Genomic DNA, 13,229 nt, shown 5'->3' with positions numbered 1-13,229 from the left:
ATTCGTCAGCTACGACCGCTTGAGGTCGCGGTAGAAATTTTCGTGAGGGCCGACGGCCTCCAGATACACCAGCCGGACATCGTCATCGACGGTGTAGCCCAGCAGGTACTGCTGGTTCTGGCTGCGGAATTTGTAAACCAGAAGATCGGCCAGATCGCCTTTTTTGCGCTCGCCCACCGTGGGATCGGCAGCCACCACCTCGGTGGCTGCATCCACATCGGCAGCAACGTTGTCGTGCAGTTTCTTGTAGGCACGGGCAAAGCGCCGGGTCTGCTTGAGCCCGTAGCTCATGCGCGGCGCGAGCGGGGCACGAAGTCGGTGGCTTCTGCGCACGATTCGGCCAGCGAGGCCAGGGATTCGGCAATGAAGCTCACCGGCAGGTCGGGATTGTCCAGCGCGGCGCGCCCGACCTTGGCCCAGTATTCAATCTGCCCGGCAATGGTGCGATGCTCGCTCACCGCCTCGCTACGGGCCTGGTCGTACAGTGTCTGATCGATGCGTATGGATGTCGACGTGCTCATTTGGACCTCCGGCCGGAATATGTTTTCCATACAATCAATTTACCACAAATGTAGTAGCCCTTAAAAAACAACCCAATGTGTTGCTGGCAGACCAGGCCTGAGCATCGACTAATCGGTCACGGCCATTGAAAAAGCCCCTTGTACCCTGCGATACAAGGGACTTGGGTTTCGCTTGAGATCACAGCGCCTTGGTCAGCTTGTCCAGATACTGCTCAACCATATGGGTGACGCGGATGCCAGACAGGCCCGACTGATGCGTGCCCATGCCCTCGGCGCCGGCATCGGCACCTGAGAGATAAAGACCACGCACCGGCGTTTCGGATTTCGGCTTCATCGCGCCGCACTGGCCGACGATCTGCGCCAGGCCCACGCATTCGCCGCCGCCGGCCGTCACCACGCTGTCGCGCGTCAATTGCGAAATCTCGCGCGGCCCGGTGTATTCGCGGCGTTCGATGGCGTCCCAGATTTCCGGGAAGAGTTTCTTCATCTGCTGATCCATCTTCTCCCAGACGGCCTCGATCTCGCCGGCCTCGGGATTCGACGAGCAGACCGTGCCCGACACCAGCACCTGCTTGCCCGGCGGCGCGGCGTTCTCGTCGAAGAAGGAATGGTTGACCATGAACAGCGTGATCTCATCGGGCAACTTGCCGGCCTTGACCTGCTTGAAGCGCTCCAGATTCAACCAGCTCTCGTCCGACCAAACGGCATAGATGCCGGTCTTCATCACCGGCTTGTCGAGAAAATAGCGGATGCTGGTGAACGCCCAGCCGGGCACCAGGCGCTTCACGTAATTGACATAGGACTTGTCGAAATGCTCGGGGCCGACGAGCTTCAGCACCGTCGGATGGATGCCGGCGCTGCTCACCACCACCGGCGCGCGGAAAGCTCCCTTGGCGGTCGTCACACCCTGCACCGCGCCGTTGTCGACGAGGATCTTCTCGACGCGGCAACCCTTGACCAGCGTGCCACCGTTCTTCTCGAACTCGCGCAGCATGACGTTGGTGAGCAGCGCGAAGCCGCCCTTGTACTGACCACCGCCGCCCTGGATCATCATCTGCTGGAGGATCAGGATCATCTCCGATGCCGCCACCAGGTCGATCGGCTCGGCCAGCGAAGCGTTGGCCTGGAAGCCGAGATAGCTGTAGAGCGGCCCCGACCTCACCTGGCGCGCGGCCAGCCACTCGTCCATGGTCACGTCGTCGAGCTTGGCGCGCTCCTCCGGCGGCAGGGTCATGATCTCGACCATGACGGCCATGATCTGCTCGCACTCCTCGGGGGTCGCACCCCACAGCTCGAAGAACGGCGTCGGATCGGTCAGGCCCTGCTTCTGGCTGAGCACGCGGTATTCCGGCCACTCCTTGCGCCGATAGGCCATGGTGATCATCTCGCGCTGATCGTCGATGTCCAGCGCCGGCACGTATTCGTCGGACACGCCCAGCTCGGCGAAGATGTCCTCGAAGGCATTGCCGCGGATCGGCACCTGGCCGTGCGGAAACAGGTCGTAGGCATAGCCATCGCTGTCCACGCTGTACATCTTGCCGCCGAGCACCTCGTTCTTCTCCAGCAGCAGCGTGCGGATGCCGCGCTTCTGCAACAAAGTAGCGCACGATGCGCCGCCCGGGCCGGTGCCGATCACGATGACGTCGTAATTCTGCTCCTTCATTTTCTATCTCCTCCTGGTTGATTGAAACGAAAAGCCTTTCGGATATGCGAATCGACGCCGACCGCGCGAGTCAGCGCATGCTGGTTACGGCTTCAGATACCGAGGATCCCCGCCACGCGATCCCGATGGAAGGTGACATCGCCGAGGGCGGCGACGCAGACGCGGCCGCGCTTCAGGTACAAGCCCACGTCCAGCTCGTCGGTCACGCCGATGCCGCCGTGCATCTGCACCGCCTCGCTGCTCACCAGCTCCAGCACTTCGCCCATCTTGGCCTTGGCCGCGCTGGCGTAGAACGGCAGGAAGGCCGGATTCTCATCGACGATGGACAGGGCCGCCAGCACGCTGCTGCGCGCCAGTTGCATCTGCACGAACATCTTCGCCGCGCGGTGCTGCAGCGCCTGAAAGGAGCCGATCAGCACGTCGAACTGCACCCGCTGCTTGAGGTAGTCGATGGTGGTGTCGAACAGCCATTGGGCGATGCCCAGCATTTCGGCGCACAGCGCAATCCGACCACGGTCGAGGATCTGGTCGAGCAACTCCAGGCCTTCGTCCTGGCTGCCGAGCACCGCGTCTGCATCGACCTGAACATTGTCCAGCACGATGCGCGCGGCGTTGCGCGTGTCGATCATCGTCAGGGGATGGCGGCTGATGCCCTGGGCTTGCGCATCGACCAGGAACAGGGTCTGGCCCTTGCCGGTGTCGGCCGAGACGATGAGTTGGTCGGCGCAGCCGCCGTCCATGACGAATTGCTTGCTGCCGTTGAGGATGTAGCCTTTTTCGTTCTTCGTCGCAGTGGTCTGGCAGACCTTGGGGTCGTGGCGCGGGCCTTCGTCGATGGCCAGGGCGAAGCGCACTTCGCCAGCGATCAGTTTGGGCAGCCAGTGGTTGCGCTGGGCTTCATTGCCACCCAGTTGCAGGGCGCTGCCGCCGAGGACGACGGTGGCGAGGAAGGGCGAGCCGGCCAGCGTCTTGCCGGCCGGTTCGAGCACCGCGCCGACACCCTGGAAGCCGAAGCCCAGGCCGCCCTGGTCTTCGCTGGCGAGGATGCCGGTCCAGCCCATCTCGGCCATTTGTTGCCAGAGTTTCGGCACGTAGCCCAGCGCGTCCCGGCCCTCGCGCATTTCGCGCAGGGTCTTGGTGCTGAAGTGGTTCTGGAAGTAGTCCTGCGCGGTTTCTTGCAGCAGGCGTTGTTCTTCGTTGAAGAGGAGTCCCATGGTGTTTTCTCTCGCTACTTGCTTGAGGCTAGGCTAGGTAAGGTCGATCACCCTTGATTCGTCATTCCCGCGCAGGCGGGAATCCATGATGTTGCACACTGCTGGATCCCCGCCTGCGCGGGGATGACGTAACGGGAGGCATCAGGAGGGCAGGCCAAGGATGCGCTTGGCGATGACGTTGAGCTGGATTTCCGAGGTGCCGCCGGCGATGCAGAAGGTCCATGAGAGCAGCCATTGCTTGGCGACCATGAGTTCGTCCTCGCTGAATTCCTGTCCGGCTTCACCCGTGTCCCAGCCCAGCGCGCGATGGCCCATCAGCGCCAGCAGGGCTTCGTATTTGTGGCGCCCTTCTTCGGCCGAGGCGTATTTGAAGATCGAGGTGATGGTGCCCACGTCGCCGCCGGCCTTGGCTTCTTCGCCGACCCGCTGCATGGTGAACAGGAAGGCTTTTTCATCGACGAGAATGCCGGCAATGCGTTCGCGCAGCGCCGCCTTTTGCTGCGGGTCACTGATCTGCGGCAGGTATTCCTGCGCCAGCGAGGTGAAGTCGCGGCCCTTGACGCCGGATTCGCTGAGTTTGGCCATGGCGCCGCGCTCATACTGGAGCAGCTTCTTGGTGATCGGCCAGCCGCCGTTGATTTCGCCGATGACGTTCCTGACCGGGACGCGGACGTTATCGAAGAAGACCTGACAGAAGTTGGATTTGCCGCTGAGCAGTTCGATCGGCTTGATGCTGATGCCCGGCGTGTGCATGTCGAGCAGCACCAGGGTGATGCCTTCCTGCTTGTCCTTGCCCGGCGTGTTGTCGGTGCGGATGAGGCAGTACATCCAGTCGGATTTCTGCGCGTACGAGGTCCAGATTTTGGAGCCGTTGAGGATGAAGTCGTCGCCCTCGCGTTCGGCTTTCATCTTGAGACTGGCCAGGTCCGAACCCGCATTCGGCTCGGAGAAGCCCTGACACCAGCTGGCTTCGCCGGAACACATTTTGGGCAGGTGCTGGCGCTTTTGTTCTTCGGTGCCGAATTCGAGGATGATCGGGCCGATCATCCAGATGCCCAGGTTCACCATCGGCAGCCGGCATTTGAGGCGCGAGAGTTCGCGCTCCAATACGCGCGCTTCGTCCTTGCTCAGGCCGCCGCCACCGTATTCCACCGGCCAGGTCGGCGCGAACCAGCGCTTGTCGCGCATCCGTTCGTACCATAGCCGCTGCGGCTCCGAATCAAAGCGGATCTGGCTGCCCACCCAGACGATCCCGCCTTCCGGCGTCGGCGTGCGCATCTCCGCCGGACAGTTGGCTTCCAGCCAACTTCTCGCTTCCTGACGGAAGGTTTCGAGGTGTGATTTGTCACTCACTTTGAGTCCTGCCTATGCAATTGAACTACCGTCCATCATCGATCGACGCAATAAAGGCACCCTCTCCCCGGCACCGGGGGAGATGACCAGGGAAAGGGCGAGGGAAAAGCTTAAGGAAATGGGAGACACGGTTACATGAAGAGGATGACCAGCTCGTTGATGACCGACGGCCGCTCCATGCCGACGACATGGGTGCAGATTTCCGTGGTCATCTGGATGCCGCTCTTCACCTCGGTCACCGCCTTCACGCGCGAACGCGCATGGATGCGGCTGCCGACCGGCACCGTGGCGGGGAAACGCAGCTTGTCGGAACCGTAATTGACCATGTTGGTGAAGCCGACCACCTCATAGTCGTTCGGCACGCGCAGCTTGCTGACCATCACCTGCACCAGTTGGCCCTGGGCAATGGGTATGCCGAACGGGCTTTCCTTCCGGCAGCGCTCGGGATCGGTGTGGATCCAGTAGTCGTCGCCGGAAAGTTTGGCGAACTCGTCGATCAGTTGCTGGGTGATTTCCAGCTCGTCGCTCCACGGCCCGAATTCCTCGCTGACCAGCGACTGCATGGCCGGCAGATCGCGCCAGTGAATCTGGCGCTTCTCGACCTTCGGCGCCGGCGCGGCGGACTTGGCCGCCGGCTTGCCGCTGTCGACAATGGTGACGTTCTCGCCGGTGAAGCGCAGCAGCGTGTGCTCGGTCTCCGGAATATCCGTGAACACGGGCTTGAGGCGCATGCCGACCTTGATGTCTTCGGCTTCGAGACCGATCAGTGTCGTGTTGACGTGCGGCCCTTCGTCGAACTGGACGACGGCCAGCTTCTGCGGCATTTCGTCGGTGAACTCGGGCATCGTCGGCACACGCGTCAGCGTGTAGGTCAGCAGCGTGCCCTTGCCGGAAATTTCTTTCCACGAGAGACGCGGCGAGAAGCAGGCCGGGCAATGGGCGCGCGGATAGAACACCCAGTGGCCGCAATCGTCGCACTGCTGCATGTTCACCTTGCGTTCGCGCAGGCCGTTCCAGAACGGCGCGGAAGTTTCGGTGGCGATGGGTACCGGCTTGAGATTCATGTTTTATTCCCCTTGAAGGATCAGCGCGGTCTGCTCGCTCATGACGCCGCCCGTGCCGGATACATAGACAAGATCGCGCTTCTTGAGCTGCCGCTCGCCGCAGCGGCCCTGGATCTGCCGAACCGCTTCGACGATCTGCGACATGCCGCCGGCCATGCCGGCCTGGCCGAAGCCGAGCTGGCCGCCGTGCGTATTCATCGGAAAATCGCCCTTGTAGGTCAGGTCGTGCTCACGCACGAAGCGCATGCCCTCGCCCTTCGGACAGAAGCCGGCATCCTCCAGCGTCAGCAGCACGGTGATGGTGTAGCAGTCGTAGATCTGCGCCAGATCGACGTCCGACGGCCGCACGCCGGCCATCTCGAACGCACGCCGCGACGCCGGCCCGATCGGCGTCCGGAGCATGTCTTCGGCATAGCTGGGCGACTTGCTCTGGATGTGCTCGCCGAAACCCTTGATGACCGCCGGGCGGTTGCCGTTCCTGCGCTTCATGTCCTTGCGCGTGACGATGAACGCCGCGCCGCCGGCGATCGGCATGACGATCTCCAGCACGTGCAGCGGATCGGCGACCATGCGGCTGTTCAGCACGTCCTCGATGGAAAGCGGCTGGCCGTGGAAAATCGCATCCGGATTGGCGCAGGCATTGGTGCGCTGATCGACGACGATCTTCGCCATCGCGCGCGGATCGTAACCATACTTCGCCGCATAGCGCTGGGCGATCATCGCGTAGCCGGTGTTCTGCGCAATGTGGCCGTAGGGAATGTCGAACTCGGCTTCCGGCGCGCCGAAGGTGGTGCTGTGGCCGCCGTAGCGCATGCCCTTGACGATCATCGCCGGATCGGCCTCGGCGCCGAAGATCGGGATGCGCATCGGAATCACGCACAGCACCGCTTCGCAGATGCCCAGCTCGATCGCCGCCGCCGCGCGCCAGGCCATGCCGATGCCGTTGGCGCCGCCCAGATCGACGACCTCGCCGTAGTTCAGCTTGAGGCCGAGATACTCGCCAGTCATCGCCGGGATGAACTCCTTGGCTTCGTTGAAGCGCGTGCCGGGCAGCACGATGCCGTCGATCTGCTTCGCTTCCATGCCGGCATCCTGCAATGCCTGCCAGGCCAGATCGGCGATCTGGGCAAGATGAAATGCCCGCGGCGCGGTGTTGTACTTTTCCGGTTTGTATTCCGCGCAGCCGACGATGGCCGCGCTTCCATTCAGACCCATGTGCTGTCCTCGCAAATTAGGGTGGCCCGGGTTTGCAGATCACGCCGCGATCGAAACCAGAATCAGAATCGGGATCAGGATCGAAGCTGCGCTGCCCACCACACGAATAATATTCATGCACGTCAATTATGTATCAAATTGACGCGATTGCAAATTATTTTTTGGCGGCGTTGCGCCTGCCGATATAATCGGGTGCATCCTCCTTTCCGCCTTTGCATCGCCGAAGCGAACCCTGCCATGCCCGCCTCCCGCCGTCCGCAACACACATCCGCAGCATCCGCCCGCAGCGCCAATGCCACAGGAGCAAAAGCGGGAGCAGGAGCGATGCCGGCCGATGCCGCGCGGCCTGGCCGGCGCGGCGCCGGGCGGCCGAAGGGGAAAAACCGCGATGCGATGCTGGCGAAGATCCTCGTCGTGGCGCGTCGCCATTTCGCCGAAAAAGGCTATGCCCAGACGACCTTCCTCGGCATCGCCCGGGATGCCGACATCTCGCACACCGCGATCTACTCCTACTACGAATCCAAGGCCGATCTCTACCTGGCGACGCTGATCGCCACCCAGCAGCGTTTCCTGCCGGACTTCATCAAGGCCATGGAGGAAACCAGCACGCTGCGCGAACGCTTCCAGCGCCTCATGGCGCTCTCGGCGACGGCCCATGCCGAGGACGACAGCATCATCGGCTTCCTCTCCGCCGTGCCCATCGAAATGCGCCGCCATCCCGAACTCAACACCACCCTGCTGCAGCAGAACGACGCTGCCTTCGGCACGATGGCGGCGATGTTCGACGAGGCCAAGCGCAGCGGCGAGCTGGCGACCAACGCCAGCACCATCAACCTCGTTTCCGCCTTCTTCGGCGGCACCATCGGCGTCGCCTTGTTCGAATACGGCATCCAGGTCACCTCGCTGACCGAAGCGATGAACGTATTCTTCGACATGCTCGACGGCGACATCTATACCGCCGACTGATCCCCAGGCGTTCCAAGACCGCCGAATAGCCGTTCAGCAGCCCTCGAGCCGCTGAACAGACGCGCCATTGCGGGCTTTGCGCACAGCACCCCGCGTCGGTAGCCGCAGCGGCGCGGCCCGAAAAAATAATTTGCAATCGCGTCAATTCTATGCTTTATTAGATAATAATTGACGTGTCTGAATATTTTCTCGGATGGGGATGGCAGCCGATATGGCGAATGACGTGGATTGCATCACCGATGTGCTGGTCGTCGGCTCGGGCGGCGGCGGGATGGTCGCCGCCCTGGTAGCCAGCGATCTCGGGCTGAAGACGCTGATGATCGAGAAGACCGCCTGCTACGGCGGCTCCACCGCCCGCTCCGGCGGCGGCATCTGGGTGCCCTGCAACAGGCTGATGAAGCAGGCCGGCGTGGCCGATACGCCGGAGGAAGCCCGCGCCTATCTCCAGGCCACCGTCGGCGACCGCTCGCCGCGCGCCAGCCAGGAAGCCTACGTGCGCAACGCCGCGCCGATGATCGACTGGGTGCGCAAGCACACGCCGGCGCAGTTCTCGTACATGCCCGGCTATGCCGACTACTATCCCGAGCTGCCCGGCGGCAAGGCCCAGGGCCGCGCCATCGAAGCCGAGCTGTTCGACGGCCGGCAACTCGGCGAGGATCTCGCCAGCCTGCGCCCGCCCTACATCGAAATGCCCGGCGGCCTCGCCTTCCGGGCGCGCGAATTCCAGAAGATCGGCATGGTGATGCGCACCTGGGAAGGCAAGGCGACGGCCATGCGCGTCGGCGCCCGCGTCGCCATGAACCGCCTGGCCGGCAAGAAGCTGCTGATGATGGGCCAGTCGCTGATCGGCGGCATGCGTCTGGGCATGAAGCAGCGCAACATCCCGCTGTGGCTGAACACGCCGCTCAAGGAACTGATCGTCGACGACGGCCGCGTCGTCGGCGTGATCGCCGAACGCGACGGCCAGACCGTCACGCTGCGCGCGCGCCGCGCGGTGATCCTCGCCGCCGGCGGCTTCGAGCACAACGCCGAGATGCGCCGCCAGTACCAGCGCCAGCCGATCAGCACTGCATGGACGGTCGGCAGCGAAGGCAACACCGGCGACGCCATCCAGGCCGGCATCCGCGCCGGCGCGGCGATCGACCTGATGGACGAAGCCTGGTGGGGACCGACCAGCCTGCCGCCCGGCCGCGCACCGGCCTTTCACGTCGGCGAGCGCAGCCATCCCGGCATCATCATGGTGAATCAGCGCGGCGAGCGCTTCACCAACGAAGCCGCCAGCTACGTCCAGGTCGTCCAGGAGATGTATCGCCACCACACGGACGACAACGCGCACGTGCCCTGCCACTTCATCTTCGACCAGCGCTTCCGCGACAACTACCTGTTCGCCGACCTGCCGCCGCGCCAGCCGGTGCCCGGCCACTATCTGAAGCACGGCTACATCCACCGCGCCGACAGCCTGGCCGAACTCGCCACCCGCCTCGGCCTACCGGCCGCCGGGTTGCAGGCCACCGTCGAGCGTTACAACGCGTTCGCGCGCGACGGCAAGGATGCCGATTTCCATCGCGGCGAAAGCGCCTACGACCGCTATTACGGCGATCCGACGGTCAAGCCGAATCCGACCATGGCGCCCATCGAAAAACCGCCGTTCTATGGCGTCGAGGTCGTCGCCGGCGACCTCGGCACCAAGGGCGGGCTGATGGTCGACGAATACGCCCGGGTGAAACGCGCCGACGGCAGCCTGATCGACGGGCTCTACTGCGTCGGCAACAGCGCGGCCTCGGTGATGGGCGCGACCTATCCCGGGCCGGGCTGCACCATAGGCTGTACCATGACATTCGGCTACATCGCGGCGCACCACATCGCCGGCCGCACGACCTGAAAAAACCGCAGTTGCATCAGCGCATCACCCGAAAACAGCGTTGCACCAGACAACGAAGCACGAAGGGGGAGGAAGCATGAACAACAAGGAGCTGCTTCAGACAAGCCGCCGGCTGGCCGTCGCCATGCTGGCGCTCAACGCGCCGCAGGCGCTGGGCTTCGAGTCGATCAAGTTCGACGACGGCACGGTGCTGGAAATGTCCCTGCACCTGAGCTACCAGAACCTGAAGCGGATCAATGGCGTCGATCCCGGCTACAACGATCTGCGCGTCACCGACCTGTCCACGCTGATGAAGAAGACGGCCTGGCTCAACTCGGACGACGGCGACAACAGCATCGCCAAGCACGGCACCATCAGCAACCGCGTCAGCGGCCTGCTCGAAGTCAACCTGACGCGAGAAAACTACCGCGCCTTCGTGCGCGCCAACGCCTTCTACGACGCGGTCTTCTGGCACGACAACAACAGCAGCGCGCAAGGCTCGTTCAACGGCGCCGGCCCGAGCAACCAGTACTCGGACTTCGCGAAGGATCTGCTCGGCAAGCGCGCCCGCCTGCTCGACGCCTACGTGCAAGGCCGCTGGCGCTACGGCGAGGAACAGGAAAACGCGCTGACGCTGAGAGTCGGCCGCCAGGTGGTGAACTGGGGCGAGGGCCTGCTGTTCATGGGCATCGGCGGCTCGATGAACCCGATGGACATGGTCAAGGGCCTGACGCCGGGCGTGCCGATCCAGGAGCTATTCCTGCCCACCGAGCAGGTCTACGCCAAGCTGGAACTCGGCGAGGATCTCACCCTGCTCGGCTACAAGAAATGGCGCTTCCGCGAAACCGAGGTGGCGCCGGTCGGCACCTATTTCAGCCCGAACGACCAGGTCGGGCCGGGCTCCAGCTACCTGAGCGCATTGAGCGCCGTCCATCCCATGCTCGCCGATTTCGGCCTCGGCGGCATCGCGGCGACCATCGGCGACTACGGCGCGCCGCGCACCGAGGACGTCGGCCGCACCTCGAAAGGCCAGTGGGGCATCGGTCTGAAGTATCAGCTCACCAACGAAACCGGCATCGGCCTCTACCACCTGCGCTACAACGAAGTCACGCCGCTGCCGGAGTTCGGCTTCGGCAGCAGCTACTGGCGTCTGGGCAAGGGCTTTGCCGCCGCCAACGATCCCCTTGCCGACATCCTCGCCTGGACCAACCTGCTGCCCTCCTCCTTCCACATCCGCTACATGAACGACATCAGGCTCACCGGCGCGAGCTTCACGACGCGGCTGGGCGAGTTCAACGTCGCCGGCGAGATCGCCTACCGCGACGGCGCGCCGCTGCTGATGGCCGACCAGCACTACAACCTGGCGCGCGGCAAGATCGTCAACGCCCAGCTCTCGGCGATCAAGATGTGGGGGCCGGAATTCATGTTCGGTCTGCTCAAGGCCGATCAGGCGCAACTCGCCGCGGAAATCGCCGCCAGCCGCGTCATCAGCTACGCGACGCCGCCGGCCTCGGGCCAGCCGGGTACCTACCCCGCCCTGGTCCAGGCCTTCCTGCCACCCGGCAGCGTACCCGTCTCGGGCCAGCCGGGGCTGATGTATGACCGCACCACCGCGGCCTATGCGCTGAACGGCCAGTTCTCCTACAACAACCTGTTCACCGGCTGGGACATGGCCGTCCCGATCAGCTACAAGCAGCAACTGCGCGGCAACCCGGCGATGCAGGGCTGGAACTCCGGTCTCGGTGGCAAGAACGACCGCCAGGCCGGTCTCGGCATCAAGTTCACCTACCAGCAGAACCTCGAACTCGGCCTCCAGTACGCCTGGTACGGCGGCAAGCTCGACGTCGGCACGGTGCCCTTCAATCACTCATCCAGATCGGCCGTCTGGGCCGACCGGGACTTCATCGCCTTCACGGCGGCATATCACCTTTAGACAAAATCAATCACAGACACGAGAGGAGGACAGCATGCAATATCGCAAGTCGAAGTTCGCATTGAGCGTCATCGCAGCCCTATCGGCCCTGGGCAGCGCCAGCGCCGTCCATGCCAAGGCCAGTCCGGAGGAGATCGCCCGGCTCGGCAAGGATCTGACCTGCATCGGCGCGGAAAAGACCGGCACGGCATCGGGCGTCGCCGAATTCACCGGCAAGTGGAACGGCGCGGCGCCGGGCATGACCACCGAGCCCGGCAAGCATCCGGTCGACCCGTATGCCAGCGAGAAGCCGCTGCTGACCATCACGGCGCAGAACATGGCGCAACACGCCGACAAGCTCTCGCCCGGCCAGCAGGCGATGTTCAAGAAGTACCCGAACACCTACAAGATGCACATCTACCCCTCGCACCGCGACTTCGCCTATGACGAAAGTATCTGTCAGGTCGTCGCCAAGAACGCCGCCGAAGCCGAGCTGTCCGCCGACGGCGCGAGCGCGCCGACCGCCAACAAGGGCGGCGTGCCCTTCCCCTTTCCGAAGAGCGGCCTCGAACTCGTCTGGAACGGCAACTTCCCGAGCCGCGCCTTCGTCGAATACCGCGACACCGACCTGGCGATGGTCTATGCGAACGGCACCATCCAGTGGGGCGCCCAGCTCTTCTGGGCGCTCAACCGCAACAACGACCCCAAATTGCGCGGCACCAGGCACGAAGGCGTCGGCAACTACGGCCGCATCGTCGCCCTGCTGCCCGAACGCGAGAAAGGCGCCATGACGCGCACCATCGACGACTTCACGCTCGGCAAGGGCGCGCGCCTGGCCTGGCAGTACATCCCAGGCAACCGCCGCGTCCGCCAGGCGCCGGACTTCGGCTTCGACATGCCCAATCCGTCGACCGGAGGCACCCTGACCATCGACGAGATGCGCCTGTTCAACGGCTCGCACGAACGCTACGACTGGAAGCTCATCGGCAAGAAGGAGATGTACATCCCCTACAACGGCTACAAGCTGGAAAGCCCGGCCGTCGGCTCCAACAAGTACGCCAAACTGCTCACGCCGCACCATGAGAATCCGGACTTCGTGCGCTGGGAGCTGCATCGCGTCTGGGTGCTCGAAGGCAAGATCAAGAAGAACTATCGCCACCTGTACGCCACCCGGATTCTCTACCTGGACGAGGATAGCTGGCAGTACGTGATGAGCGACATCTTCGACACGCGCGGCAATCTCTGGCGCTATAACTGGATCAACACCTACTACCTGCCGGGCCCGAACATCTTCAACCAGGTCACCGCCTTCTATCACGATCTGCACTCGGGCAATTACACGGCCTACGACCTGACCCAGGCCAAGCCGAAAACCGCCGTCATCGACGCCCCCGGCGTGGAATACGCCAATACCGCGTTCTATTCCATCGAGAACCTGTCGAACAGCGGTTACTGACGAC

Annotated in this window: 11 protein-coding genes; 4 read left to right on the top strand and 7 right to left on the bottom strand. The window is 63.6% G+C overall.

What is annotated here, in order from left to right:
• Positions 1–9: 9 nt before the first annotated feature.
• The 7 genes from SDENCHOL_RS06010 to SDENCHOL_RS05980 form a co-directional block, all read right to left on the bottom strand.
• Positions 10–291 carry a type II toxin-antitoxin system RelE/ParE family toxin gene (locus SDENCHOL_RS06010; RefSeq protein WP_154716414.1) on the bottom strand — a complete coding sequence of 94 codons (282 nt, stop codon included), beginning with the start codon at positions 289–291 and terminating at the stop codon, positions 10–12.
• Complete coding sequence (locus tag SDENCHOL_RS06005) at positions 288–521, bottom strand: ParD-like family protein (RefSeq protein WP_154716413.1); 234 nt, start codon at positions 519–521, stop codon at positions 288–290. Before SDENCHOL_RS06005 ends, SDENCHOL_RS06010 begins: the two co-directional genes overlap by 4 nt.
• A gap of 178 nt (positions 522–699) precedes the next feature.
• Positions 700–2,184, bottom strand: coding sequence for a phytoene desaturase family protein (locus SDENCHOL_RS06000; protein WP_154716412.1), 1,485 nt, complete (start codon positions 2,182–2,184; stop codon positions 700–702).
• Between the two features lie 92 nt (positions 2,185–2,276).
• On the bottom strand, positions 2,277–3,398 hold the full coding sequence (locus tag SDENCHOL_RS05995) for an acyl-CoA dehydrogenase family protein (RefSeq protein WP_154716411.1): 1,122 nt from the start codon (positions 3,396–3,398) through the stop codon (positions 2,277–2,279).
• A gap of 141 nt (positions 3,399–3,539) precedes the next feature.
• Positions 3,540–4,751 carry an acyl-CoA dehydrogenase family protein gene (locus tag SDENCHOL_RS05990; RefSeq protein WP_197706858.1) on the bottom strand — a complete coding sequence of 404 codons (1,212 nt, stop codon included), beginning with the start codon at positions 4,749–4,751 and terminating at the stop codon, positions 3,540–3,542.
• 131 nt (positions 4,752–4,882) lie between these two features.
• Positions 4,883–5,815 (bottom strand): OB-fold domain-containing protein, encoded by a 933-nt coding sequence (locus SDENCHOL_RS05985; RefSeq protein WP_154716410.1) that lies wholly within the window; start codon positions 5,813–5,815, stop codon positions 4,883–4,885.
• 3 nt (positions 5,816–5,818) lie between these two features.
• Positions 5,819–7,030 carry a thiolase family protein gene (locus tag SDENCHOL_RS05980; protein ID WP_154716409.1) on the bottom strand — a complete coding sequence of 404 codons (1,212 nt, stop codon included), beginning with the start codon at positions 7,028–7,030 and terminating at the stop codon, positions 5,819–5,821.
• Between the two features lie 324 nt (positions 7,031–7,354).
• On the opposite strand from SDENCHOL_RS05980, the gene SDENCHOL_RS14135 reads away from it, so the two are divergent.
• The 4 genes from SDENCHOL_RS14135 to SDENCHOL_RS05960 all read left to right on the top strand — a co-directional run bounded on the left by SDENCHOL_RS14135 (position 7,355) and on the right by SDENCHOL_RS05960 (position 13,225).
• Positions 7,355–7,996, top strand: a complete 642-nt coding sequence (locus tag SDENCHOL_RS14135) for a TetR/AcrR family transcriptional regulator (RefSeq protein ID WP_172955011.1) — start codon at positions 7,355–7,357, stop codon at positions 7,994–7,996.
• A gap of 199 nt (positions 7,997–8,195) precedes the next feature.
• On the top strand, positions 8,196–9,878 hold the full coding sequence (locus SDENCHOL_RS05970; RefSeq protein WP_197706857.1) for an FAD-binding protein: 1,683 nt from the start codon (positions 8,196–8,198) through the stop codon (positions 9,876–9,878).
• 76 nt (positions 9,879–9,954) lie between these two features.
• A complete protein-coding gene (locus SDENCHOL_RS05965; protein ID WP_154716407.1) occupies positions 9,955–11,790 on the top strand; it encodes a DUF1302 domain-containing protein in 1,836 nt (611 codons plus the stop codon).
• Positions 11,791–11,824: 34 nt separating this feature from the next.
• Entirely contained in the window at positions 11,825–13,225 is a 1,401-nt protein-coding gene (locus SDENCHOL_RS05960) for a DUF1329 domain-containing protein (protein ID WP_154716406.1), read from the top strand.
• The last annotated feature ends 4 nt before the right edge of the window (positions 13,226–13,229 follow it).

It is taken from the genome of Sterolibacterium denitrificans, assembly GCF_900174485.1.
Lineage (GTDB): Bacteria > Pseudomonadota > Gammaproteobacteria > Burkholderiales > Rhodocyclaceae > Sterolibacterium > Sterolibacterium denitrificans.
This window is presented reverse-complemented; position numbering and strand designations above follow the sequence as displayed.

What these genes read in the sequence shown, in the direction of transcription:
- SDENCHOL_RS05960 (WP_154716406.1), top strand. Translation starts at nt 11,825, where the DNA reads ATGCAATATCGCAAGTCGAAGTTCGCATTGAGCGTCATCGCAGCCCTA.
- SDENCHOL_RS06005 (WP_154716413.1), bottom strand. Translation starts at nt 521, where the DNA reads ATGAGCACGTCGACATCCATACGCATCGATCAGACACTGTACGACCAG.
- SDENCHOL_RS05985 (WP_154716410.1), bottom strand. Translation starts at nt 5,815, where the DNA reads ATGAATCTCAAGCCGGTACCCATCGCCACCGAAACTTCCGCGCCGTTC.
- SDENCHOL_RS05995 (WP_154716411.1), bottom strand. Translation starts at nt 3,398, where the DNA reads ATGGGACTCCTCTTCAACGAAGAACAACGCCTGCTGCAAGAAACCGCG.
- SDENCHOL_RS05965 (WP_154716407.1), top strand. Translation starts at nt 9,955, where the DNA reads ATGAACAACAAGGAGCTGCTTCAGACAAGCCGCCGGCTGGCCGTCGCC.
- SDENCHOL_RS05980 (WP_154716409.1), bottom strand. Translation starts at nt 7,030, where the DNA reads ATGGGTCTGAATGGAAGCGCGGCCATCGTCGGCTGCGCGGAATACAAA.
- SDENCHOL_RS05970 (WP_197706857.1), top strand. Translation starts at nt 8,196, where the DNA reads ATGGCAGCCGATATGGCGAATGACGTGGATTGCATCACCGATGTGCTG.
- SDENCHOL_RS06000 (WP_154716412.1), bottom strand. Translation starts at nt 2,184, where the DNA reads ATGAAGGAGCAGAATTACGACGTCATCGTGATCGGCACCGGCCCGGGC.
- SDENCHOL_RS06010 (WP_154716414.1), bottom strand. Translation starts at nt 291, where the DNA reads ATGAGCTACGGGCTCAAGCAGACCCGGCGCTTTGCCCGTGCCTACAAG.
- SDENCHOL_RS14135 (WP_172955011.1), top strand. Translation starts at nt 7,355, where the DNA reads ATGCCGGCCGATGCCGCGCGGCCTGGCCGGCGCGGCGCCGGGCGGCCG.